General features: G+C 58.6%; 26 protein-coding genes, 1 tRNA gene and 1 pseudogene. 15 read left to right on the plus strand and 13 right to left on the minus strand.

Translation table 11 applies throughout. From position 1 onward, the window contains the following. Positions 1-4 precede the first annotated feature (4 nt). From MUY35_RS02180 to MUY35_RS02190, 3 genes are all read left to right on the plus strand, one after another. Positions 5-1,402 carry a pyridoxal-dependent decarboxylase gene (locus tag MUY35_RS02180; protein WP_248363579.1) on the plus strand — a complete coding sequence of 466 codons (1,398 nt, stop codon included), beginning with the start codon at positions 5-7 and terminating at the stop codon, positions 1,400-1,402. Positions 1,403-1,546: 144 nt separating this feature from the next. Beyond that, complete coding sequence (locus MUY35_RS02185; protein ID WP_248363581.1) at positions 1,547-2,188, plus strand: hemolysin III family protein; 642 nt, start codon at positions 1,547-1,549, stop codon at positions 2,186-2,188. A 218-nt stretch (positions 2,189-2,406) separates the two neighbouring features. After that, complete coding sequence (locus tag MUY35_RS02190; RefSeq protein WP_248363583.1) at positions 2,407-3,945, plus strand: trimethylamine methyltransferase family protein; 1,539 nt, start codon at positions 2,407-2,409, stop codon at positions 3,943-3,945. A gap of 30 nt (positions 3,946-3,975) precedes the next feature. Here the strand turns inward: MUY35_RS02190 and MUY35_RS02195 are convergent, their stop codons facing one another. Together MUY35_RS02195 and MUY35_RS02200 are read right to left on the minus strand one after the other, a co-directional pair. Then, positions 3,976-5,802: an ATP-binding cassette domain-containing protein gene (locus MUY35_RS02195; RefSeq protein ID WP_248363586.1), complete on the minus strand. Its 1,827-nt coding sequence runs from the start codon at positions 5,800-5,802 to the stop codon at positions 3,976-3,978. Between the two features lie 43 nt (positions 5,803-5,845). Further along, on the minus strand, positions 5,846-6,580 hold the full coding sequence (locus MUY35_RS02200; RefSeq protein WP_248363589.1) for a GNAT family N-acetyltransferase: 735 nt from the start codon (positions 6,578-6,580) through the stop codon (positions 5,846-5,848). A gap of 344 nt (positions 6,581-6,924) precedes the next feature. Here MUY35_RS02200 and MUY35_RS02205 point away from each other — a divergent pair, with 344 nt between their 5' ends. After that, positions 6,925-7,317: a hypothetical protein gene (locus tag MUY35_RS02205; protein ID WP_248363591.1), complete on the plus strand. Its 393-nt coding sequence runs from the start codon at positions 6,925-6,927 to the stop codon at positions 7,315-7,317. A 212-nt stretch (positions 7,318-7,529) separates the two neighbouring features. Here MUY35_RS02205 and bamE read toward each other — a convergent pair whose 3' ends face one another. After that, the gene (bamE, locus tag MUY35_RS02210) at positions 7,530-8,003 is read right to left on the minus strand and encodes an outer membrane protein assembly factor BamE (RefSeq protein WP_248363593.1); all 474 of its coding nucleotides are present in this window, start codon (positions 8,001-8,003) and stop codon (positions 7,530-7,532) included. Positions 8,004-8,151: 148 nt separating this feature from the next. Between bamE and MUY35_RS02215 the strand changes: the two genes are divergently transcribed. From MUY35_RS02215 to MUY35_RS02250, 8 genes are all read left to right on the plus strand, one after another. Next, positions 8,152-8,730: a DUF177 domain-containing protein gene (locus tag MUY35_RS02215; RefSeq protein WP_248363595.1), complete on the plus strand. Its 579-nt coding sequence runs from the start codon at positions 8,152-8,154 to the stop codon at positions 8,728-8,730. Between the two features lie 254 nt (positions 8,731-8,984). Next, entirely contained in the window at positions 8,985-9,194 is a 210-nt protein-coding gene (rpmF, locus tag MUY35_RS02220; RefSeq protein WP_191284736.1) for a 50S ribosomal protein L32, read from the plus strand. Positions 9,195-9,250: 56 nt separating this feature from the next. Beyond that, positions 9,251-10,339, plus strand: coding sequence for a phosphate acyltransferase PlsX (gene plsX / locus MUY35_RS02225; protein WP_248363598.1), 1,089 nt, complete (start codon positions 9,251-9,253; stop codon positions 10,337-10,339). After that, the gene (locus tag MUY35_RS02230) at positions 10,336-11,310 is read left to right on the plus strand and encodes a beta-ketoacyl-ACP synthase III (RefSeq protein ID WP_248363601.1); all 975 of its coding nucleotides are present in this window, start codon (positions 10,336-10,338) and stop codon (positions 11,308-11,310) included. Before plsX ends, MUY35_RS02230 begins: the two co-directional genes overlap by 4 nt. Before the next feature lie 99 nt (positions 11,311-11,409). Further along, positions 11,410-11,712, plus strand: coding sequence for an integration host factor subunit alpha (gene ihfA / locus MUY35_RS02235; protein ID WP_248363603.1), 303 nt, complete (start codon positions 11,410-11,412; stop codon positions 11,710-11,712). Positions 11,713-11,786: 74 nt separating this feature from the next. Next, positions 11,787-12,740: a MerR family transcriptional regulator gene (locus tag MUY35_RS02240; protein ID WP_248363606.1), complete on the plus strand. Its 954-nt coding sequence runs from the start codon at positions 11,787-11,789 to the stop codon at positions 12,738-12,740. 103 nt (positions 12,741-12,843) lie between these two features. Continuing rightward, a tRNA-Pro gene (locus MUY35_RS02245) sits at positions 12,844-12,920 on the plus strand. A gap of 73 nt (positions 12,921-12,993) precedes the next feature. After that, complete coding sequence (locus MUY35_RS02250) at positions 12,994-14,067, plus strand: 2'-deoxycytidine 5'-triphosphate deaminase (RefSeq protein ID WP_248363609.1); 1,074 nt, start codon at positions 12,994-12,996, stop codon at positions 14,065-14,067. A gap of 75 nt (positions 14,068-14,142) precedes the next feature. Here MUY35_RS02250 and MUY35_RS02255 read toward each other — a convergent pair whose 3' ends face one another. After that, positions 14,143-15,027, minus strand: coding sequence for a LysR family transcriptional regulator (locus MUY35_RS02255; protein WP_248363611.1), 885 nt, complete (start codon positions 15,025-15,027; stop codon positions 14,143-14,145). 104 nt (positions 15,028-15,131) lie between these two features. On the opposite strand from MUY35_RS02255, the gene MUY35_RS02260 reads away from it, so the two are divergent. The 3 genes from MUY35_RS02260 to MUY35_RS02270 are packed head-to-tail and all read left to right on the plus strand — an operon-like array spanning position 15,132 to position 17,974. Beyond that, a complete protein-coding gene (locus tag MUY35_RS02260) occupies positions 15,132-15,737 on the plus strand; it encodes an SDR family oxidoreductase (protein WP_248363613.1) in 606 nt (201 codons plus the stop codon). A 28-nt stretch (positions 15,738-15,765) separates the two neighbouring features. Beyond that, complete coding sequence (locus tag MUY35_RS02265) at positions 15,766-16,941, plus strand: MFS transporter (protein ID WP_248363615.1); 1,176 nt, start codon at positions 15,766-15,768, stop codon at positions 16,939-16,941. A 22-nt stretch (positions 16,942-16,963) separates the two neighbouring features. Continuing rightward, positions 16,964-17,974: a zinc-binding alcohol dehydrogenase family protein gene (locus tag MUY35_RS02270; protein ID WP_248363618.1), complete on the plus strand. Its 1,011-nt coding sequence runs from the start codon at positions 16,964-16,966 to the stop codon at positions 17,972-17,974. Between the two features lie 85 nt (positions 17,975-18,059). On the opposite strand, the gene MUY35_RS02275 is transcribed toward MUY35_RS02270, so the two are convergent. From MUY35_RS02275 to MUY35_RS02310, 9 genes and pseudogenes are all read right to left on the minus strand, one after another. Next, positions 18,060-18,626 (minus strand): hypothetical protein, encoded by a 567-nt coding sequence (locus MUY35_RS02275; protein WP_348984490.1) that lies wholly within the window; start codon positions 18,624-18,626, stop codon positions 18,060-18,062. Beyond that, positions 18,545-19,048 (minus strand): hypothetical protein, encoded by a 504-nt coding sequence (locus MUY35_RS02280; RefSeq protein ID WP_248363620.1) that lies wholly within the window; start codon positions 19,046-19,048, stop codon positions 18,545-18,547. Before MUY35_RS02280 ends, MUY35_RS02275 begins: the two co-directional genes overlap by 82 nt. Next, complete coding sequence (locus MUY35_RS17145) at positions 18,981-19,601, minus strand: FAD-dependent oxidoreductase (protein ID WP_248363621.1); 621 nt, start codon at positions 19,599-19,601, stop codon at positions 18,981-18,983. The genes MUY35_RS02280 and MUY35_RS17145 overlap by 68 nt, the downstream gene beginning before the upstream one ends. A gap of 218 nt (positions 19,602-19,819) precedes the next feature. Next, positions 19,820-19,978 (minus strand): annotated as a pseudogene (locus tag MUY35_RS17150) (hypothetical protein); the annotation flags it as partial. A 68-nt stretch (positions 19,979-20,046) separates the two neighbouring features. Continuing rightward, complete coding sequence (locus MUY35_RS17075) at positions 20,047-20,256, minus strand: FAD-dependent oxidoreductase (RefSeq protein ID WP_282569151.1); 210 nt, start codon at positions 20,254-20,256, stop codon at positions 20,047-20,049. A 14-nt stretch (positions 20,257-20,270) separates the two neighbouring features. Beyond that, entirely contained in the window at positions 20,271-20,627 is a 357-nt protein-coding gene (locus tag MUY35_RS02295; RefSeq protein WP_248363622.1) for a hypothetical protein, read from the minus strand. Positions 20,628-20,665: 38 nt separating this feature from the next. After that, positions 20,666-20,839 (minus strand): hypothetical protein, encoded by a 174-nt coding sequence (locus MUY35_RS02300; RefSeq protein ID WP_248363623.1) that lies wholly within the window; start codon positions 20,837-20,839, stop codon positions 20,666-20,668. Beyond that, positions 20,840-21,046, minus strand: coding sequence for a hypothetical protein (locus tag MUY35_RS02305; protein ID WP_248363624.1), 207 nt, complete (start codon positions 21,044-21,046; stop codon positions 20,840-20,842). 25 nt (positions 21,047-21,071) lie between these two features. Further along, positions 21,072-21,794 carry a phytanoyl-CoA dioxygenase family protein gene (locus tag MUY35_RS02310; protein ID WP_248363625.1) on the minus strand — a complete coding sequence of 241 codons (723 nt, stop codon included), beginning with the start codon at positions 21,792-21,794 and terminating at the stop codon, positions 21,072-21,074. Positions 21,795-22,075 lie beyond the last annotated feature (281 nt).

Genomic DNA, 22,075 nt, shown 5'->3' on the forward strand with positions numbered 1-22,075 from the left:
TGCGATGGACTATTCCGAACTAGCAGAGTGGCAAAAACGCGCAGCCGACTGGGCACGTGACTACCACGCCGGTCTGCGTGACCGCCCGGTGCGCCCCGACCTCGCGCCGGGTGACTTTCTGGCCAAGATCGAGGCCCCCGTCCCCGAAGCGCCCGAACCGATCGAGGCTATCTTTGACGACTTTACCCGACTGGTGCCCGACGCCATGACCCACTGGCAACACCCGCGTTTCTTTGCCTATTTCCCTGCCAATGCTGCGCCTGCGTCAATGCTGGCCGAGCAACTGGCCAACGCGATGTCTGCCCAAGCGATGCTGTGGCAAACGGCCCCTGCAGCCAACGAGATGGAAGACCTTGTCATCCGGTGGCTGCGCGACGCGATGGGGCTGCCTAGCGATTTCACCGGCACAATCCATGACAGTGCGACCACCGCAACATTTTCAGCCGTCACCACGATGCGAGAGCTGGCGTTGGGGCACGAAGGCATCACCAAGGGGCTGTCCGGCGCGCCGACGCTGCGCATCTATGCCAGCGCGCAAACCCATTCCAGCGTGGACAAGGCGGTGCGCCTGTCGGGGATTGGGCAGGACAATCTTGTCAAAGTTCCGACCATCCCCCACCACCCAACATGGTCGATGGACCCCACCGCGCTGGATGCGATGATCCGCGCCGATCTTAAGGCGGGTATGAAGCCTGCGGGCGTGGTCTTATGCGTTGGCGGCACCTCAATCGGGGCCTGTGACGACATTGCTGCCTGCATCGACGTGGCGCGATCTCACGGCCTGACCGTGCATGTGGACGCCGCCTGGGCAGGGTCCGCCATGATCTGCGAGGAGTTTCGAACCCTCTGGAAAGGGGTCGAGGCCGCTGACAGCATCATCTTCAATCCTCACAAATGGCTGGGCGCTCAGTTCGATTGCGCCGTGCAGTTCCTGCGCGATCCCGCTCCGCAGATCGGCGCGATGGGCTTACGCCCCGAATATCTGAAGACCCAAGGCGCGGATGAGGTTGTGAATTACAACGAATGGACCCTGCCGCTTGGCCGTCGTTTCCGGGCGTTGAAACTATGGTTCCTGCTGCGATCCGAAGGTCTGACCGGCCTGCGTGCACGCATCCGCAACCATGTCGCATGGGCGGCGGAGGCGGCAGAGGAGATTGCCGCCCTGCCCGGCACGGACATCACCACGCCCCCGATCCTGTCGCTGTTCTCGTTCCGCTTCAAAGATGATGCAAAAACCGCCGAACTGCTGGAACGGGTGAACCGCGACGGGCGCATCTATCTGACCCAGACCAATCACGCAGGGCAGTTCGTCATCCGCGTTGCTGTCGGGCAGTTTGCGTGCACCCGCGAAGATGTGATGATGATCCCCGACGTACTCAAAGACCTCACCCGCGACCTGTAACAGCAAGAAATCTTTACTTTTCCGTGCCAGCGTATAAACTGGATGTGGGTCGTGCCCTGTGCGGCGGACATTAACTTTACCGCACAACGGCATGCCGGCACCCGCTTTGGTTCTTATCTATTTGATAGGCGAAAGGGGAATCCAATGGAGTTCGGGAAGGACTTTACATATCACGAGTACGTCGCCGACGGCGTCGTTCACGGCTTAGGGGTAATTGCGGCCATGATTGGTGCGGCGGCCCTGATCTACTGGTCAATGGGTGATGCACCTTTGGGTCACTTGCCCCCAATGCTGGCTTATGGGGCTGGTTTGATCGCAAGCTTCACGCTTTCTGCCGCATACAACATGACCTTGCATCGTTCAGCGCGCCAAGTGCTGCGCAAGTTCGACCACGCGGCCATCTATCTGATGATCGCGGGGACATATACACCAATCGCCCTGATCGGAATCGGTGGCACAAACGGCTACGCGCTGGTAGCGGCGGCATGGACGTTGGCCATTGTCGGCGTTTGTATGAAGCTGTTTTTCTTTGGGCGATTTGAACGGTTTGGGCTGATGTTGACCTTGATGCAGGGCTGGATGGCCGTTCTGATGATCGGCCCGCTGATTGCCACGTTCAGCCCTGTGGTTCTCGTGCTGCTTGTGGGTGGCGGCTTGCTGTTCACGCTGGGCATCTTCTTCCATCTGGGCGAGCATTTGCCGTTTAACCGAGCTATCTGGCATGTCCATGTGCTGCTGGGTGCAGCCGCTCATTACGCGGCTGTTGTAATGGTTGTGGGCACCTAAGGTCTGATTTAGCCGCCAAGAATGACGCGAATAGGATAGACCTGTCGCTTTCTGCCCCACTACGCTTGTCGGCAGGAGGACGGGAATGGATCGGCTAGACTGGCTCGTTTCAATTGTTGTGCGCACAATCGGTGCGGACCGCGGGCGTGCGGCGCGTGGGCGGCCCTGAAGGGTCGTTGCCCTCACCCAAGCGCCACAACAATTTTCAGGTATTCAATATGACAACGACATCTGCCCGCCGCTCTGGCGGTCGCGCCGCCCGCCAAGCCCTTCGCGCCGCCCCCCTTGCCCAAGATGTTCGCCCCGTTCGGGCGGGGATGGAGGGGGGGACGTTCAAGCCCCTTACCCCAGCCGGCATCAATCGCATTCACCACGCCGCGCTGGACGCTTTGGAACAGATCGGTTTGGCGGACGCGCCGCCGTCAGGCATCGACATCATGACCCGCGCGGGTGCGATCCTTGGCGACGACGGTCGCCTGCGCTTCCCGCGTGCTCTGGTTGAAGACATGCTGGCCAAAGCAGCCAAGGGCATCACCCTGTGCGGTCGCGACCCTCAGCATGACCTGACCCTCAGCGGCAAGCGCGTGCATTACGGCACCGCAGGCGCGGCGGTTCATATGGTTGATCCGCACGGGCGCGAATACCGGGAAAGCACGGTTCAGGACCTGCATGATGCTGCACGCATCGTCGATCAGCTGGACAACATCCATTTCCTTCAGCGGCCCATGGTCTGCCGGGATATTCCCGACAACCGCGAGATGGACCTGAACTCGATCTACGCCTGCACATCAGGGACAAAAAAGCATGTCGGCGTCTCGTTTTCAGAGCCTGACTTCGTAGAAGACGGGATCGAGCTTCTGCACATGATCGCGGGCGGCGAGGACGCGTGGCGCGCGCGCCCCTTCGTGTCGAACACCAACTGTTTTGTCGTGCCGCCGATGAAATTCGCCACCGAAAGCTGTCAGGTGATGGAGAAGGTCATCGCGGCTGGCATGCCCGTGTTGCTGTTGTCAGCCGGCATGGCCACAGCCACGGCGCCCCCCACGCTGGCCGGCGCGATCGTTCAGGCCGTGGCGGAATGTCTGGCGGGCGTTGTCTATGTCAATTCAATCGCACCGGGGCACCCCGCGATCTTCGGCACGTGGCCCTTCCTGGTCGATCTGCGGTCCGGGGCGATGTCGGGCGGATCGGGCGAACAGGCTTTGATGTCGGCTGGTTGCGCGCAGATGCACCAGTTCTATGGCCTGCCCGGTGGGGCGGCCGCCGGGTTCTCGGATTCAAAACTGCCGGATATGCAGGCTGGCTGGGAACAGATGTGTTCCAATGTGCTGGCCGGTCTTTCGGGTCTGAACATGGTTTACGAGGCCGCCGGCATGCACGCTTCGCTTCTGGGCTTCTGTCATGAAAGCCTGATCCTTGGCGACGACATCGTCGGGCAGGCGTTGCGCTGCGTGCGCGGGATCGAGATCACTGAGGATTCGGTCAGCATCGAAATGATGAGATCGGTCTGTCTTGGGGGGCCGGGTCATTACCTAGGGGAAGATCAGACGTTAAGCCGGATGCAGACAGATTTTGTCTATCCGACCCTCGGCGACAGGACGTCCCCGAAAGAATGGGCTGAGGTTGGCAAACCCGATCTGATCGCTGCCGCCACCGCGCGGAAAGAGGATATTCTGGCGCAGCGGGCCAGTGCGCGCTTCGACCCGCAAGTTGACGCCGCGATCCGGGCGCGGTTCAACATCCACCTTCCGATGTAAATCCTTAGAAGCGGGGCCACTGGCCTCGCTTTACCCCTGCGCGGCCTCCGCCTTTTCTTCCAACAAAAGCCATTCCTCTTCCGCAGCCGCCAACGCTTGCTGCCTCTGGGTCAGCCCTTCGGTCGCTTTCTTGAACTTCACCGGTTCTTTGGTGAACAGATCGGGGTCCATCAGGAACTCTTCCAGCTTGGCAATCTCGGCGGACAGACGGTCCATTTCGGCAGGTAGCGCGTCAAGACGGTGCTGTTCGGTGAATGACAGACCGTCGGGTTCGGGCTTCACGTCCTGCTTGACCTTGTCGGCCTTGGTCCTTGTTTTTGAAGGCTTTCTTGCAAAATTATCCTCGTGATCGCCGCGCTGTGCCTGATAGTCGGACCAGCCGCCGGGATAGATCGTGGCCCGCCCGTCTCCTTCCATCGCAATGGTGCGTTCAGCAACTCGGTCAAGGAAGTCGCGGTCGTGGCTGACCACCAAAACCGTCCCGTTATAGGCGGTGATCAGCTCTTGCAGCAGGTCCAGCGTTTCGACGTCCAAATCGTTGGTCGGCTCGTCCATCACCAGCAGGTTGGACTGCCGCGCCATGATCTTTGCCAGGATCAATCGTGCCTTTTCGCCGCCTGACAGAGACCGCACAGGCGCGCGGGCTTGGGCGTCGGAAAACAGGAACTCTTTCAGATAGCCGACAACGTGTTTAGGCGTGCCGCGCACCATCACCTGATCAGCCTTGCCCGACACCCGCATTTCGGGATCACCCGCTAGGTTTTCCCACAGGCTGTCATCCTCAACCAACCCGGTTCGGTTTTGGTCAAAGACGGCAATCTCAAGCCCGGTGCCGTGTTGCACGCTGCCGGTGTCGGGCGTTTCCTGACCGATCAACATCTTCAAAAGCGTTGTTTTGCCAGCGCCATTGGGGCCAACCAACGCAATGGTTTCGCCGCGCATCACGCGCAGGTCGAATTCATTCAGAATCACTCGGTCGCCGTATGATTTCGAGATGCCGCGCGCCTCGATCACCTTGCGGCCAGATTTTGGCCCAGCGTCCAGCGCCATTTCGGCAGCACCTTGGCGGTTGATCTGGGCGGCGCGCTCGGCCCTCAGATCACCCAACGCCCGCAGACGACCCTGATTGCGTTTGCGCCGCGCGCTAATACCTTCGACGGCCCAGCGTCCCTCGGCCTTGATCTTGCGGTTCAGCTTGTGGCGGCTCTGGTCTTCTTCATCCCAAACCTTGTCGCGCCATGCCTCAAAATGCTCAAAGCCCTTTTCCTGTCGGCGCACCTGCCCGCGATCCACCCACAGCGTGGCGCGTGTCAGCGCACGCAGGAAGGCGCGGTCGTGGCTGATCAGAACAAAACCCGCGCGCGTTTGCGTCAGCTCGGCCTCCAACCACTCGATTGCTTCGATATCCAAATGGTTCGTGGGTTCGTCCAGCAACATCAGGTCAGGCGCCTCGGCCAGCAACTTGGCAAGGGCTGCGCGCCGCCGCTCGCCGCCCGACGCGGTGCCAACCGGAGCGTCCAGTTGGAACTTCAGGCCTTCGGCGACCCGTTCGACCAGATAATCCTGCCCCGGCTCAAGTCCGGAGGTCGCGAAATCGCCCAGCGTGGTAAATTCCGATAAATCAGGGTGTTGTTCCATATATCCGACCGAGACACCGGGCGACAGAACGCGCGTGCCGTGATCGGCTTCGATCAGTCCCGCCATGACCTTCATCAACGTCGATTTGCCCGATCCGTTGCGCCCCACCAGCGCCACGCGGTCGCCCGGTTGCACCACAAGGTCAAGCCCGTCAAAGACGGGATCGCCACCAAAGGTCAGCGAGATATCAGACATCTGAAGAAGGGGTATACGTGCCATAAGGCGGAGTTAGGCAATCACACCTGCAAGGTCAACCAAAGGCTTATCCGGTGATGGCCCGCAACAGGCGTGCGCGGGTTGGCGGCACCGCGCCGATCTCAAGCCCGGTGAAGACATGCAGGGTGTTCAGGTCATGATCGACCACAGCGTGATCGGACACCCACCCCCCCATCAAAAGATAGGTGCGCAACAGCGGAGGCATCGTGCGCATCGCAAGTTTAGCGTCCGGTTTGCGGCGTAACCGTTGGGCAAAACGAAACACTTTGGGGGCTTTCACCCGAGGCAGCCAACGCTTAGGCGCGATGTGACGGTCGCGCAACATGGCGAAGGTATCGAAATACTGCGCCGCATCCGTGCCTTGAAAAGAAGAACAGCCAAACAGCATTCCCACATTTTCGTCGTCCACATAGCGCGTCATTGCGCCCCAAGCGACGCGCAGGATGTCAGCGCCGCCCTTGGCCTCGGGGTCAATGCAAAACCGCCCCATCTCGATCATCGGAGCGTCATAGGCGCGCAGGGCAGACAGTTCGTAATACTGGGCACTATAGCTGTCCCCGATGCGTGTGCCGTTTTCAAGCGGCATCAATCGAAAGCACCCGACCAGCGCGCGCGTCGCGCGATCCTCGATCAAGATATGACGACAGAGTTGGTCAAATGGGTCCGCGTCCGACCCATCATGGCCGCGAAAACAGCGATGGCGCAGGGCCTGGGCCGCCTTGATATCATCTTGGCTTTCGCCAAAGCGGGCGACATAGCAGCCTTTGGTAACTGTCGGCATTGCGGACCTCCGCCCATGATGCAGTGCTGTTGGTAAAACATATGCGCCTCTGACACCGTGGCGACAAGATGTGACAGAAATATGAGCAGCGTAGCAAACGAAAAGAAGCCACGGCGACCCTGCGCCAAGCCCCTTACCTGTTGTGTGGGGGAGTGTGTCCTCTTGTGGCCGCGATCAGTTCTCCCATCGGCCGCTTTGCTCTTTGCAGACAAGAGTTAACCCATAATCGAATGATTTCAGTGGGTCGGCCAATGCCGATTGGACCAGCCGCCGTCCAATATTGTTTTGACAACTGATGGCTAACCCCAGAAAATTTGCGTTTGCGCTTTATGAAAGGTCGGGCCATGGCGACCGACGAGTTCTTTGGAAACGACGATCAGCGCGCCGTCTTGCGGCGCGGCCGGATGATGGTTGCCTTGCTGGATCAGGATGAGCGCTACTTTTACTACGGTCGCACGCTTGGCTTGACCAAACCAGAGGACGGCGATGTGGATCAGCTTGCCGCCTTGGCCATAGTCCAGGGCAATGCGGCCTACGGTGCCGTCCGGGTGAATGGGGCACATGCCCTCCTCGAGATGGAAACGCGGTTCGGGTTTGGTGATTTCATGACCGGCGTCGAGCCCGGAAACGCGCCATCAGAATCCGTCTGCACCCGAATGGGGCTGTCTCGGGGGGATGTTGCGATCATGGGATGCGCCGATCCGCACGCCTTGGCTGGCGGAAGGATGACGAAATAGAGCTTTGGACAAACGCGCAACCCCGAAGGCGGAGCGTGCTGCTATTCTCGCACTGCCAGCATTCAACAGGTCATTTCCCCTTGCGTATTATTGCGCGGACGTCGCCATCAAACGCTCAGAGACTTTTCACGATTGGCCCGGCCGTTCAACTCATCTGGTTAGGGGCTTGACCCTGCGGTCTCGCGCGTTTCGCGGTAAAGTCCCTTCGCCCGTTAGTTGCCGCGAAGTCGCTCGGCCACATCGATCCTACCGATCGAGCCAAACAGCTGCCTTAGGAACCCAACACCCTTGATGTTGCTGTCTGTCACACGACGTTCCAGTGCAACCACACGCCCCTGCTCAAGACCGAAGCGTTCGATGTTCTCGACCACCCCTTTGTCGCTGAACGAAATGGCCAATACCTCGCGGTCAATTTCTTTCGGAGCGTTATAAAGATAGTGCTTGAACCGCGAGCGCACGTAATAATAGCCACTGTCTGCCAGCAAGCCAGATGTGCCGGGCTTGCCAATCGACGTGGCAACGGTTTCGCGCGTATCCTTGCCGACCTCGATCAGATCCACATCTTCCTTCAGCGGCATATAGCCGTGATTGCGGTACGTTGCGGAACAGGCTGCAACAAGTGCCACAAGCAGCACCACACCCATTACTTTACCCATTTTCTTGCCTGTTTGGCGCAGATAAGACATACCGCCCCCCTTGCGTTCGCCACTCTGTCTTGGGTATCGGCTTAGCCTAGGATCGCGCATGGTTCAAGAAACGATCACCAGCTATGTTGGCACAGGGCCAAGATAAACTGGATCAAACACGAGACTGAAAAACCAGCGGAGACGCAAAATGACCAACACGACCCCTTCGGGCAACGCCCTGCCCTTCAAACATCCCATCCGTCCGGCTGATCTGTCGACCAAGCGTGTGACCGAGTTCGAACTGGTGCCAAGCCAAGCAGATTGCGACGCCATCGCGCGCGATCTGGGCATTGTTGGTCTGCGCAAGCTGCGCTTTACCGGCGCGTTGAAGCCTTTGGATAGGCGCGACTGGCAAATGACGGCTGATCTTGGGGCAACTGTAACGCAGGAATGTGTGGTTACACTGGACCCCGTGACAACGCGGATTGACGACAAGATCGAACGCCGCTGGCTTCAGCATCTGTCTGAGCCAAGCGACGACGACGAGGTCGAGATGCCGGAAGATGACAGCGTCGAGCCGCTGACGGACGTGATTGACCTTGGACTGGTGATGATCGAGGCATTGGCGCTGGCCCTGCCCCTGTACCCTCGTGTCGAAGGCGCAGAAGTGCAGGCGAGTGTGTTCGCCGAGACGGGCACCAAGCCTTTGACAGATGATGACGTGAAGCCATTTGCAGGCCTGTCTGAATTGCGTGACAAGCTTTCTGGTGGTGGCGAAAAGACCTGAGGCGGGCTGACGATACCCCACGTGTCAGGTACTTCTGCCAAAAAATCGACGATTTCACCCGAAATTGGCGCGTTTCACCCCTTGCACGAAAAAAGAATCCCAGTATTTTGCCGCCTTCTTCCACAAGATGGGTTGGACAGCGCACCGCAAACCGCGTATGAGGCGCCGAGACTCAGGAATATTTGAGAACACCGGGCGATATCGCCCCTGAAACACACCGGGCCCTGCGCCCCCGAAATCCAAAGGTTGAGACCATGGCTGTCCAACAGAACAAAGTATCAAAGTCGCGTCGCAACAACCGTCGCGCGCATGACGCCCTGGTTGCCGCGAACCCGAACGAATGTTCGAACTGCGGCGAGCTGAAGCGCCCCCACCACGTCTGCCCCTCGTGCGGCCACTATGACGACCGTGAAGTGGTCGCCATTGCCGACGAAGTCGATTTCGACGACGAAGACGCGGCGTAAGCCTCTTGCCCGGCGCGGGCGGTCGTGTCAGAAAATCCCCGAGCATGGGATGAAGAATGACAATGGACGCCCCCAAACGCACAATCGTATCGGTCGACGCCATGGGCGGCGACTTGGGGCCGGCAGCCGTGGTTGCCGGTCTTGCGCTGTCTGCGGACAAGAACCCGGAAATCGGGTTCATTCTGCACGGCAACAAACCAGAGCTTGAGCAGTTGGTCGCCCGCACCAAGGGCCTGTCCGAGGTGTGCGAGATACGTCACGCTGACGAAGTCGTCACGATGGATGACAAACCCAGCCAAGTGATGCGCAATGGTCAGAAGACCTCGATGTGGTCGGCGATTGACGCGGTGCGCGACGGCGACGCCGATGTGGCTGTCAGCTGCGGCAATACCGGCGCGCTGATGCTGTTGTCGATGGTGCGCTTGCGCAAGCTGCCGGGTGTCAGCCGGCCCGCGATTGCCTGCCTGTGGCCATCACGTAACCCGACTGGGTTCAACGTGATGCTGGATGTGGGTGCCGATGTGCGCGCCGATGAAAACGACCTGCTGCAATATGCCATGATGGGCGCGTCCTATGCGCGCAACGGGCTGGGCATCAATCGCCCGCGGGTCGGGTTGTTGAATGTCGGAACCGAAGAACACAAGGGCCGCAGCGAATTGAAGGCTGCGCATGAGCTGATCTCTAATGCCGCAGATGGCGCGCAAATCGACTTTGTCGGTTTTATCGAAGGGGTCGACTTGCCGTCTGATCGGGTTGATGTGATCGTCACGGATGGGTTTACGGGCAATGTTGCCCTGAAAACCGGCGAAGGCACGGCCAACCTGATCTCGGGCCTGCTGCGGGACGCTTTCAAATCGACCCTCCTGTCAAAGATCGCCGCCCTTTTGGCGATGTCGCCACTTAAACGGATGCGCAATCGCGTGGACCCCAGCCGCAACAATGGCGGTGTGTTTCTGGGACTGAACGGGACGGTTGTGAAAAGCCACGGATCGGCAGATGCCACAGGTATTTCCGCAGCGGTCAGACTGGCCTTTCAACTGGGCAAAAGCGGTTTCAACCAGAAGCTCGCCGCGCGGGTTGCATCCGGGGACGCATCACGCCAAGATGTCGCAACGGAAAGCCGGCAAGGTGAGCAGCAAGAATGACAAGACGCGCCGTGGTCAAGGGCGTCGGGCACTACCTGCCCGAGCAAGTCGTCCCAAACTCGCACTTCGAAGACATTGTGGATACCACGGACGAATGGATTCGCACGCGGTCAGGCATTGAACGTCGCCATTTTGCTGCCGAAGGTGAAACCACCTCGCAGATGGCCACGCACGCCGCACGCGCAGCCCTGAAGCACGCAGGGTTGGACGTCGACGATATCGACGCAATCATCGTCGCCACCTCGACCCCCGATCTGACATTTCCCTCGGTCGCCACCATGGTGCAGAACGAACTGGGTATGACGCGCGGCTTCGGCTTTGACGTGCAGGCGGTCTGCGCGGGCTTCGTCTTTGCGCTAACCAACGCCAATGCGCTGATCCTGTCAGGACAGATCGACCGCGCGCTGGTGATCGGTTCAGAAACCTTTTCGCGCATCCTTGATATGACGGATCGGGCAACTTGCGTCCTGTTTGGCGACGGCGCGGGCGCGGTGGTGCTGGAAGCACAAAACGGCAGCGGAGAGACCACGGATCGCGGCATCCTGTCGGCCGACCTGAACTCGGACGGACGCATGCGGGACATGCTTTTCGTCGACGGTGGGGTGTCGACAACCCAGACCTCCGGCCATTTGCGCATGCAGGGCAATCCGCTGTTCCGTCAGGCCATTGGAAAGCTTACTGAAACTGCTGAAACAGCGCTGACCAAGGTCGGCCTGAACGATGATGACGTTGACTGGATCGTCCCCCATCAAGCCAACATCCGCATCATTCAAGGCACCGCCAAGAAAATGGGCGTGCCGATGGATCGCGTGATTGTGACGGTGCAGGATCACGGCAATACGTCGGCGGCATCGATCCCGTTGGCCCTGTCGGTGGGATGCGCTGAAGGCAAGATCAAACACGGTGATCTTGTCGTCACCGAGGCGATTGGCGGCGGTCTGGCGTGGGGCGCGGTGGTTATCCGCTGGTAACGCCCTTAAACCCATGCACGAACGCCTTTTCCCAAGCCGTTGATATTGACTCGTAAATTCAAACGACCCATGCTTCCCGAAAATAATCAGGGGGACGACATGAGTGAAAAGACTTTGACCCGGATGGACCTAAGCGAGGCCGTGTTCCGCGAAGTCGGCCTGTCACGCAACGAAAGCGCGCAACTGGTCGAGACCGTATTGGGTCACATTTCCGATGCATTGGTAGATGGCGAAAGCGTGAAAATCTCGTCTTTCGGAACGTTTTCAGTGCGCGACAAGGCGGCCCGCGTGGGTCGAAACCCGAAAACAGGCGAAGAAGCGCCGATCCCGCCGCGTCGGGTTCTGACCTTCCGCCCGTCCCACCTTATGAAAGACCGCGTTGACGACGGAAACAAGCGCTGACGCGTCTGCGTGACCACCACACCGGGCGCGTGCGTCCTTAATGATGATAAGAAGCAGAACAGACAGGTCTGGACATGGATAAGAAGTCTCCCGACGCCTTCCGCACGATAAGCGAGGTGGCCGAATGGTTAGGCGTGCCGACCCATGTGCTGCGGTTCTGGGAAAGCCGTTTCAGTCAAGTTAAGCCGGTGAAACGCGCCGGTGGCCGTCGGTATTATCGCCCCAATGACATGGAGCTTCTGGGCGGCATCAGAAAGCTGTTGCACCAAGATGGGATGACCATTCGCGGGGTGCAGAAACTGCTGCGCGAAGAAGGCGTGAAGCATGTAGCGGCGATGTCCCCACCACTTGACAGCGATGAAATGCGCGACGTCACACCGTCAAACGTTGTTCCGTTGGCAGGCAAATCTGGCAAGGAAGACACGTCAACGAAAGACGCTAAGCCCCAGATCGAAGACGCACAGACCATCGACGACAATGCGGCAGCTGAACCCGAGCCGAACACGCCGCCTGCCAAGGAAGAACGGCCAGTCGCCGCAAAATCCGAAGCGCAGCCAATGTCGCCGTCAGAAAAAGATGCGGCTAAAGCCCCGATCGAAAGCGAGGCACCCTTTACGCGCGGCGATGTGGCTGACTCTTCTGATGCACCATTGCCCAAAGAAACAGCTGCCCCGGGCCAACCCCCTGCCCCGCCGACGCAACCTGTGTTCGGCTCGGACCGCGTGGCGTCAGCCGATCAGGCCGCGTCGCAAGAAGACACCACAGACACCCCGCCGCCGGTCGCCCCCGAACTGCCCGGATTGCAAAACGATGCCGAATCGTCCACCGCGGCACCCTCAGTTGATATTTCTCATGTTCCCAGCGACCCCGGCGATGACGACGCAGCCGCCCACGCACCACTGTCCAGCGCCCTGCGACGCGCACGCAAATCCGGTACCGGGGCGAATATTGCTGCCCTGCAGGCGCTTGCCGATCGACTGGAGTCGCTTGGCGCACAGATGGGCCGCCAGCCCGGACAAACGCCTTAAGCGCGCCGATGCCCGGCCCATGTGCACAGGAAAGCGGAATGATGAATTTCCTGCTGTTTCCCGCTTGCCCTGCCTGCGAAAATCACTATGTAAGGTCTCCAGTCGGGCTATGGCGCAGCCTGGTAGCGCGTCCGTCTGGGGGACGGAAGGTCGCAGGTTCGAGTCCTGCTAGCCCGACCAAATTCAAAACCGCCCGCCCGTCTATCGGGCGGGTGTTTTTGTATCCGCAGCACGGGTCCGAGGAGGGACGCAGATGAAAACCGGCGTTTTGGCAGACCGACAGATCCGGCAGATGGTTGCCGAAGGCGGCATCGCGGCCTCGTCTCCGATCCTCAATGAACAAATTCAACCGGCATCGCTGGATTTGCGTCTGGGGGATACAGCCTATCGCGTCCGCGCGTCGTTCCTGCCCGGCAAAACCTCGACCGTGGCCGAGCGGCTGGACGAGTTGACCATGCACGAAGTTTCGCTGACCGGCGGTGCTGTGTTGGAAAAAGGCTGCGTATATGTCGTTCCGTTGATGGAGCGCCTGCGCCTGCCCAAGGGCATGACCGCCGCCGCCAGCGCCAAAAGCTCGATCGGGCGCGTTGACCTGATGACCCGCGTCATCACCGATCACGGGATCGAATTCGACCGCGTGCCCGAAGGCTATGACGGACCGCTCTATGCCGAGCTCTGCCCGCAAAGCTTTTCGGTCGTCGCCCAGCCCGGCCAATTGCTGAACCAGATCATTTTCCGGCAAGGCAAAACGATTCTGTCCGATGACGAGTTGCGGGACGTGCACGCCCGCACGCCGATTGTTTCAGGCGATCCGGTAATTTCGGACGGGCTTGGGTTTTCGGTCGATTTAAAACCGGCCTCGGGCGATCTGGTTGGCTATCGCGCCAAGCGGCACACGGGCGTTGTCGATCTGTCAAAACTCGCACATTACGACCCGGCGGAATACTGGGAAGAGGTGCATACCACCGACGGGCGCATCATCCTTGACCCCGGCGCGTTCTATATCCTCGTCAGTCGCGAGGCGATTGCCATTCCACCCGATTGCGCCGCCGAAATGGCCCCTTACCTGGCAATGGTCGGCGAGTTTCGCGTGCACTACGCAGGCTTTTTTGATCCTGGTTTTGGCTATGACGCCGCAGGCGGCTCGGGCTCGCGCGGCGTGCTTGAAGTGCGCTGCCACGAAGCACCGTTTGTGTTGGAACATGGACAGGTCGTGGGGCGATTGGTTTATGAGCGAATGAGCGAAGTGCCTGAAGCGCTGTATGGGTCCGACATCAAGTCGAATTATCAGGGTCAGGGGCTAAAGCTGTCGAAGCATTTTCGGTGAGGGGATGGCCGGTATGCGAACAAAGCGCAATTTCACCACAGAAGTGCGAAAGTCTGCTTTTCCAACGTCCGGTCGCTAGTGATCAAGCATCTCTGACAGGTAATCCATCAGCGCACGCACACGACGCGGTTGCACCGCGCCTGCGGGATATACAATTTGCAGCGCGCTTGGACTCGGTGCGTACTCACCGAGGACCGAGACAAGGTTGCCCGCTGCCAGATCGTGTCGGACATCCCACTCGGACTTCAGGGCCACGCCACGTCCATTCAGGCACCAACGCCGAATAAGATCGCCCCTATTGGCAATTCGATCACCGTAAACGCGGAAGTTCCGCAGTTTTCCATCCACGACAAATGCCCAATCCTGATCGGTGCTGGTCCCAAACCGCATGATCAGGCAATTGTGGTGGGCAAGATCATCAGGATGCGCAGGCACACCGTTGCACTTCAGGTAGTCCGGGCTGGCACAGATGTGGCGGCGATTACTTCCAAGCTTGCGCGATTTCATCGTGCTGTCTGACAGCTCGCCATATCTCAAAGCAAGGTCAATACCTTGCCCCACAAGATCGACATATCCATCAGTGAGAGTTAGATCGACGGCAATTTCAGAGTGCTCAGACATGAAGCGGTCAAGCAAAGGCACAATCTGACTGCGCCCCAGATCGTTCGGCGCGCTGATATGGATTGTTCCTGATATCTTCTCGACGCCCAGCTTGATCCGCGCTTCTGTTTCGTCGGCCTCGGCCAAGATGCGTCTCGCACCTTTCACCAACTCACCGCCCTCATCTGTCAGGCTGATTGAGCGTGTCGTTCGCGTCAAAAGCCGCGCGCCGTAATGCGCCTCAAGGGTCGCTAGCCGATCTGTGACTGTGGCCGGCGATAAGCCGACCTCTCGGCCCGCCGCCGCAAGCCCACCTTTTTCAACGATTTTTAAGAACAGCTTGAGGTTTTCAATCAGCATTTGGTTTTCCATTATACGGTCAGACCGAATTATAAATTCATATTTTGATCAATTATACTGCCTATAGGCAAGTGCTACGTGATGACCAACGAAAGGAGGACATTATGCACCTTGATCACATCACACTGCACACCCGCGATCTGGCCTGCACACGAGCGTTCTTTCCCAAAGTCTTCGGCGATCTGGAGGAGCGCGATCGACCCAAGGCGATCCATCGCGATCCCGGACACAGGCTCTATGCAGGTGACAAGCCGTTCGTTCACCTGATCGTCACACGCGGTAACGGGAGAGATACGGCCGACGAAACCTTCGATCACTTTGGTATCCGCCTTGCGGGCTACAAGTCGTTTCGCGCCAGACTCCAAGATCTCGGGATCCAGCATTCAACGATGGACTTTCCAGAGATTGAGGAGCGACTCCTATTTTCGCGCGCCCCATCCAGTCCGCTTCTTGAAGCCGTCGCAAGAATCCTCGCCAACGAACTGGCCCCGATCCGCGTCAATGTGATCAGCCCCCACCTAACCGATACCGAGGCCCATTCGGGAATGAATGAAGAGGCGCGCAACGCCATGCTGGACCGCGCGGTGTCTTTGCTGCCGCTGGTACAGCAGGCGCACCGAAAAACCTCGCACGAGTCTCTCTTCGCAATCGACAATCCCTTTGTCACCGGTGCCGTCATGGACATCGACGGTGGCGCATTGATCAACTGAACACCACGTCCGCGAAAGGATCAGACACATGTCACTGAAATCAAAAATGCCGCTACAGGTCTGGATTTTGACCTTGGCCGCCTTCGCCATCGGCACCGCAGAGTTTGTGATCGCCGGTATCCTGACGCAGGTCGCTGAAAGCCTGACCATTTCTGAAGGACAGGCAGGTCACCTTATCACAGCCTATGCCTTGGCCATCGTGATCGGTGGGCCAATCTTGACGCTCTGGCTTGCGCGCTATCGCAAGCGGGTGGTCCTAATCGGCCTGATGGCGTTGTTTGTCGTCTCCAACCTGATCACGGCATTCTCAACCGACTACACAACGTTGATGATCAGCCGCGTGATGGCCGGTCTGACACAAGGGCCGTTTTATGGGATCGGGGCCGTCGTCGCGACCCGTCTGGTGTCAGAGAAAATGGCAGGACAGGCCGTGGGCCAAATGTTTGCAGGTCTGACGCTGGCCAATGTGCTGGGCGTGCCCGGTGGTGCATGGATCGGCAACATCTACGGCTGGAACACTACGTTCGTTGTTGTCGCCATCCTTGGCGCACTATCTGCGGTCGCCATAGCAATTGGCGTTCCTGCGCGAGGGGCGGAAGAGCCGAAATCCGTGCGCTCGCAACTTGGCGCGTTCCGCAATCCACAATTGATCGCCAGCTTGATGATCACGACTTTGGGCTGGGTCGGGTTTATGACGTTCTATGGATACATAGCACCGATTGCCGAGAACATCGCAGGCTTCGAGCGTTCATCCCTGACTTGGATTTTGGCAATCGTTGGCTTGGGCTTGGTCTTGGGCAACACGCTTGGCGGCAAAACCGCTGACAGGAACCTCAGCGTATCCCTAATCGGCTGGCCCGCCGCGATGATCGCCTCTTTGATCCTCGTCGGGCTGGTGGCATCCCAACCTTTCCTTTTCGTCGCAGCCGCCTTTGTCTTCGGTATTGTCTCCTTCGCCAATGTGCCACCGATGCAGATGCGCGTGATGAAGCACGCTGGCGACGCGCCCGAGTTTGCAGCAACGGCCAACATCTCTGCCTTCAATATCGCCAACGCCTTGGGCGGGATTATTGGCGGGATCGTTGTCGATAGCACCTATGGTGCGGGCTACATCCCATTCGCAGCGATTATCGTTCCAGCCATAGGGCTGGCCTTCATCATCTGGCAAGAACACAAATCTCGCTTTGCCAACGTCATAGCTTAAATTTATCAAAAGGAACAAACCCATGAAGGCCGTAGGATTTACACACTACTTGCCCGTCGAGGACAGCAATGCATTTCTCGATCTGGACATCAAAACACCGACGGCGACAGGCCGGGACGTCTTGGTCGCCGTCAAGGCGGTTGCAGTGAACCCCGTCGATACCAAAGTCCGCGCGCCCAAGGACAAGGTTGAGGAAGCGCCACGCATCATTGGCTACGACGCATCCGGCGTTGTCGAATCTGTCGGCCCTGACGTAACGCTCTTCAAGCCCGGCGATGAGGTCTACTACGCCGGCGATATCTCCCGCTCCGGCACTAATGCTGAGTTTCATTTGGTGGATGAACGGATTGTCGGCCACAAACCAAAATCCTTGGGCCATGCCGAAGCCGCCGCCCTGCCGCTGACGACCATCACCGCGTATGAGGCGTTCTTTGATCGCTTGGGCATCGACCGTGATGGCACCGATAAGGGACAGTCAGTCCTGATCATCGGCGCGGGTGGCGGCGTTGGTTCCATCGGTATTCAGCTTGCAAAACAGGCGGGATTGACTGTTATCGCCACAGCGTCGCGCCCAGAGACGACTGTTTGGGTCAAAGAACTGGGCGCAGATCATGTCGTCAATCACCGCAAAGACATGGTTCTACAGATCCGAGCATTGGGGATGCATTACGTCGATCACATCGCCATCTTCAATGACATGCGCCATTGGGATACCGCCGTAGAGCTTATTCGCCCCCAAGGCGGCATTGTGTCAATCGACGACACCGACATACCAATGCCGATGGGAGGCATGAAAATGAAGGCGGCCAGTCTCCATTGGGAGTTCATGTTCGCACGATCTATGCACCAAACACCGGACATGATCGAACAGCATAACCTGTTGTCCTATATTGCCGCGCAAATCGACGCTGGAAACATCAAGACGACAGTCTCCAAAATCTTATCACCAATCGACGCCGCCAACATGCGCGAAGCACATAGGTTGGTTGAAACGGGACAAGCGAAAGGCAAAATCGTCGTCGAAGGCTTTTGATCTGGAACCGCGCAGAATGGCAGTTGGGTCTGCCTTCTCGCATCCTTTGTGGTTGCGTAGTGCATTGGCTCAATCGGTGCGCCGGTCACATCCATGAAAGCGACGGTAAACCCGGCCGACAGCGAGTTAGGCGCGACCGGCACCTTGTGGTGCAGCAGTCGCTCTGCGTCAATGAGTTTGATGAAACACAGGAACGCCTTTGCACTCGGCCTTGCACTGAAAGTAGGCCCCGCGACCAATGAAGGGGATCGCTTTGTTCGGTTTGCAGGTGAACGCCTAGACCAACCGGATACGGCACTTCTGTATAGGCCAAGTTATGCCCCCAATGCAGGAAGCCCATTTCGATACGCAGCGCATTGAGCGCCGCGCCGCCTACAAGTTTGTGGCCAAGCGGCGCACCTGCGTCCATGAGCGCTTCGAACACATGTTCGGCGAAGTCGGGAGAGATAAATATCTCCCAGCCGTGCTCGCCTGTGTAAGAGAGATGCTGAGCAAAAACCGGCGCATGGCCGATGTGAAAATCCTGCAGGCAGTTGAGGGGCAAGGTCTCGCTTGAGAGGTCGATATTTGTCACCGCAGCGAGCAGATCACGCGCTTTGGGCCCGGCAACCGAGAGCACACCGTAAGAGGATGTGACGTCGCGCAGGTGCACGTCTTCGCCCGGTTGGAATGGCGCTTCAGGTGGTCGCGGTCGCGGCGGGTGTCAGAAATAGAAGACATTACCATGTAGGCGTCGTTGCCGTGGCGGGCGACTGTCACATCGCTTTCGACGCCGCCGCGTTCGTTGAGCAACAGCGAATAGGCAAGGCGGCCGACCGGCATGGCCATATCGTTGGTGCAAACCCTTTGCGCGAAGCTTTCGGCATCGCGTCCTTCGATCATCAACTTACCAAGCATCGAATAGTCGATCATCGCGAAGCATTCGCGGGCCGCCTTTTGCTCTGCCTGCGCCTGATCGAACCAACTGGGGCAGTGGAAGGAATAATCGTATTTCGGCACGACACCTTTAGGGGCGAACCAACCCGGGCGTTCCCAGACTTGGGCTTCGGCATAGACAGCGCCGCGCGCTTTCATGGCGTGAAAAAACGGGGTGCGGCGCAGGCCACGTGCGCTTTCGCGCTGGCGATCCGGCCAGTGCATCGCATAGGTCAGCACCAGTGTCTTCGGGGCAGCGTTCGCGCAAGTAAGGGTCGCGCGCCTGCAATTCTTCGATGCGGGCAGGGTCCATCTCGGCCAGGTCCACAGGCGGATGGCCCGCCATGATCCAGTCGGCCCGTGCTTTGCCTGCGCCCGGGCCAGACTGGATACCTGTCGAGTTTACACCTGCCAGCACGTAGCAGCCCCTAAGGTCAGGTGCTTCTCCGAGAGTAAAGCGGCAATCATGCGAATAGCTTTCCGCCCCGTTGAAGAAGGTGCGAATGCCGGTTTCGAGCAAGATCGGAACGCGGCTCATGCTGCGTTCGAGCACCTCCATCACGTCGTCCTCCATGAACGGCAGACTGTCGAACTCGAAGCTTTCCGGGATGCCATCCTTTGCCCGGGCCTTCGCGTGGAAGTGGGCAAAACCAAAGAGCAGTTTGCCAGCGCCCTCCTTCCAATTGGTGCCATCGCAGCCACAGCGAAGCACCGGCAAATCGGAGGGCAGATCAGTGATCGGCTCGGTCCGAGGTAGTAGTGTTCACAAGCATGGAGCGGCACGCCGACGCCGTTCTGGCGACCCAGCTCGCGCGCCCACCTGCCGCCGCAATTGGCGACAATATCGGCGGTGATTGTCCCATGATCAATGCGCAGGCCTGTGGCAAGCGCCTGCGCCAGATCAATCGGGTTGGCGGAGCCGTCAGAGGGCATATGGATACCCCCCAGAACGCCATCGGCGTTCATCAAAGGCCAGCGCTCAGCGGCCTCGGCGGTTTCCATATTGTGCGCCTCGATACCGAAGAGCGAGGCAAAATCAGCTTTGCGACTCAGCTCGGACAGCCGCTCTTTATTGACGGCGATAGGGATGGAACCTGATTGGCGAAAGCCGGAGTTTTGGCCGGTTTCAGTTTTACTTCTTGAAGCATTTCAAAGCCCTAACTGGCGAAGGCGGTTGTCGAATAGCTCCCTTCTAACTGTCCAGTAAGTCCTGCAGCATGCCATGTAGTGCGGCTGGTCAGCGCCTTGCGTTCGAGCAGGATCACCTCTTTCCAAACCGTGTTCGCGATGTGATAGGCCACCGAACAGCCATGAACGCCGCCACCGATAACCACCACTTGCGCGTGGGAAGGAAGAGGTTTTGACATTGGGGTATCCTGTTCTACTTAATGTCGGTCTCGAAAAGGTGTCCGGCGTTCGCTGGCCCGTCTGCGAGACCCGCAAGGCGCATCATGTGCCAGGCGAGTGCTTGATTGGATGAATTGACGGGTTTACCAATTTCGGCTTCAGCCCCAACGATCACTTGCAGTGTTCGCAGGCTGGTGCAGGAAACAAAGGCACCATCACAGTCTTTTCGCGCGCCGACCCGCTGCACAGCTTTAAGGATACTGTCGGCACTGATCCTTGCCACTGTGAAATCATCGGATTGATCAAATGTCGCTGCGGCAGTTGTGTCAAATCTGTCAGCGCGCAATTTGGCTTGCATTTCCAGCGTGACATCAACCGCATAGGGCGTCATCAAGGCGATACGTCAAGCCCGAGCGCGGCCATGGCCATCTAACAGACACTGAGCGGATTGGTGGTTTTCACCTCTGGATATACGTTCCGGATCAGCGCGCCCACGCGGTCTTCGCCGATCATCGTGGCACTCGACGTGCAGGCATAACCAATCACATCAAACCCGAAACTTGCAGGCAGAAGCGCTGCGGCAATTGGCAGTCGATCTGTCACTTACCGCAGCGCTTCAGGCGTGACATCCATCGCGTTGGGAATGCGTGCTGCGTAAAGCACAATATCGGATTGTGCGCCGAAAATACCTGCGCGCTCTTGCTCGATTGTTTGGTCGGTGTGCAACACGATCAGACCAAGGCGCACGCCCGTGCTAAGGCCCTCGTCGGCACCGAAGTCGAGCGTTTCGACCTGATCGTTTGTTGTCATGGTTGCAGGCTCCAACGAACTGGCATCAGCCGATATCGCCCCCTTCTTGTTGCGCAAAGAACGACGTTGCCTTTGGCACGGCAGGTAGCTCCATCTTGTAAGGGGTGCAGCGCACGCGTCCGCTGGCTTCACCGCGCACCAGTACGTGTGTCAATGTGCAGGGCAAGTGGTTCGGGCTCAGTTCAATCGCATCTTCCGCGTAGCACGCGGTGATGTAGAGCCTACGCGATTGATCCGACAGATTGCGTGCAGAGGCATGAAGCAGGTTGGCGTGGATCAGGCAGGCTGCCCCCCCCCCGCCTGTGCATTTCACGATCTTGTCGCGCTGTGCGTCGGTAATCGCGTCATCCACCGCACCGGTGAAGACACCGTCATGCCAGTGAGAATGGGTCGAGCCCTTGTGTTTTCCGGGAAGAACTTCATGCGGGCCGTTTTCCAGCGTTACGTCGTCGATAAACAAAAGGCAGGTGATCATGTCGTCGTTCGTCATTGGTTCAAACGGGAAGTCCTGATGCCATTTCATTTGTGTCGCGGTGCCGGGCAGCTTGGAGTTCACCTTGCCGTGGTGAAGGCGGATGCCGGGGCCGATGAGCTCGGCGCAATATTCTACCGTCTTGGCGTTGCGCCTGGTCTGAGCAAATACTTGTGAAACTTCTTCCGGAGATTGCACTCGGCGCAAGCCGGGTGTTTCTGCGCTGTGGCCAGGCTGCAAGTCAAACCTTGGGCAGACCATCAAGGGTTTCGCCATGGCCGCCGTCATGGGCACGTCTTTCTTCAACCCAGCTGGCAAGTTCCGCCCTCAAGGCAGCCAGCTCGTCAGCGGTGATCGCGTTTTCTACAACTATCACGCCAGAAAGTGTCGGTCTGTTCTTGTGTCAGCAATCCCATTCCGCACCTCTCCTTTGCAACTGGTATATACTAGGTAGACAGGCTGAGTTGGCGAGACAATATCACCACCTGTCAACGCAAAAGAATTTCCTTGATTAACCTGGTATATACCACCTAGGCTACCAGCCACGGTAAGATACG

Source organism: Aliiroseovarius sp. S1339, assembly GCF_023195695.1.
In the GTDB taxonomy this organism is placed as follows: domain Bacteria; phylum Pseudomonadota; class Alphaproteobacteria; order Rhodobacterales; family Rhodobacteraceae; genus Aliiroseovarius.

Excerpts from the sequence above, each read along its gene's own strand:
- MUY35_RS02180 (WP_248363579.1), top strand. The coding sequence starts at position 5 with ATGGACTATTCCGAACTAGCAGAGTGGCAAAAACGCGCAGCCGACTGG.
- MUY35_RS02185 (WP_248363581.1), top strand. The coding sequence starts at position 1,547 with ATGGAGTTCGGGAAGGACTTTACATATCACGAGTACGTCGCCGACGGC.
- MUY35_RS02190 (WP_248363583.1), top strand. The coding sequence starts at position 2,407 with ATGACAACGACATCTGCCCGCCGCTCTGGCGGTCGCGCCGCCCGCCAA.
- MUY35_RS02195 (WP_248363586.1), bottom strand. The coding sequence starts at position 5,802 with ATGGCACGTATACCCCTTCTTCAGATGTCTGATATCTCGCTGACCTTT.
- MUY35_RS02200 (WP_248363589.1), bottom strand. The coding sequence starts at position 6,580 with ATGCCGACAGTTACCAAAGGCTGCTATGTCGCCCGCTTTGGCGAAAGC.
- MUY35_RS02205 (WP_248363591.1), top strand. The coding sequence starts at position 6,925 with ATGGCGACCGACGAGTTCTTTGGAAACGACGATCAGCGCGCCGTCTTG.
- bamE (WP_248363593.1), bottom strand. The coding sequence starts at position 8,003 with ATGTCTTATCTGCGCCAAACAGGCAAGAAAATGGGTAAAGTAATGGGT.
- MUY35_RS02215 (WP_248363595.1), top strand. The coding sequence starts at position 8,152 with ATGACCAACACGACCCCTTCGGGCAACGCCCTGCCCTTCAAACATCCC.
- rpmF (WP_191284736.1), top strand. The coding sequence starts at position 8,985 with ATGGCTGTCCAACAGAACAAAGTATCAAAGTCGCGTCGCAACAACCGT.
- plsX (WP_248363598.1), top strand. The coding sequence starts at position 9,251 with ATGACAATGGACGCCCCCAAACGCACAATCGTATCGGTCGACGCCATG.
- MUY35_RS02230 (WP_248363601.1), top strand. The coding sequence starts at position 10,336 with ATGACAAGACGCGCCGTGGTCAAGGGCGTCGGGCACTACCTGCCCGAG.
- ihfA (WP_248363603.1), top strand. The coding sequence starts at position 11,410 with ATGAGTGAAAAGACTTTGACCCGGATGGACCTAAGCGAGGCCGTGTTC.
- MUY35_RS02240 (WP_248363606.1), top strand. The coding sequence starts at position 11,787 with ATGGATAAGAAGTCTCCCGACGCCTTCCGCACGATAAGCGAGGTGGCC.
- MUY35_RS02250 (WP_248363609.1), top strand. The coding sequence starts at position 12,994 with ATGAAAACCGGCGTTTTGGCAGACCGACAGATCCGGCAGATGGTTGCC.
- MUY35_RS02255 (WP_248363611.1), bottom strand. The coding sequence starts at position 15,027 with ATGCTGATTGAAAACCTCAAGCTGTTCTTAAAAATCGTTGAAAAAGGT.
- MUY35_RS02260 (WP_248363613.1), top strand. The coding sequence starts at position 15,132 with ATGCACCTTGATCACATCACACTGCACACCCGCGATCTGGCCTGCACA.
- MUY35_RS02265 (WP_248363615.1), top strand. The coding sequence starts at position 15,766 with ATGTCACTGAAATCAAAAATGCCGCTACAGGTCTGGATTTTGACCTTG.
- MUY35_RS02270 (WP_248363618.1), top strand. The coding sequence starts at position 16,964 with ATGAAGGCCGTAGGATTTACACACTACTTGCCCGTCGAGGACAGCAAT.
- MUY35_RS02280 (WP_248363620.1), bottom strand. The coding sequence starts at position 19,048 with ATGAAAGCGCGCGGCGCTGTCTATGCCGAAGCCCAAGTCTGGGAACGC.
- MUY35_RS17075 (WP_282569151.1), bottom strand. The coding sequence starts at position 20,256 with ATGTCAAAACCTCTTCCTTCCCACGCGCAAGTGGTGGTTATCGGTGGC.
- MUY35_RS02295 (WP_248363622.1), bottom strand. The coding sequence starts at position 20,627 with ATGACGCCCTATGCGGTTGATGTCACGCTGGAAATGCAAGCCAAATTG.
- MUY35_RS02305 (WP_248363624.1), bottom strand. The coding sequence starts at position 21,046 with ATGACAACAAACGATCAGGTCGAAACGCTCGACTTCGGTGCCGACGAG.
- MUY35_RS02310 (WP_248363625.1), bottom strand. The coding sequence starts at position 21,794 with ATGGCGAAACCCTTGATGGTCTGCCCAAGGTTTGACTTGCAGCCTGGC.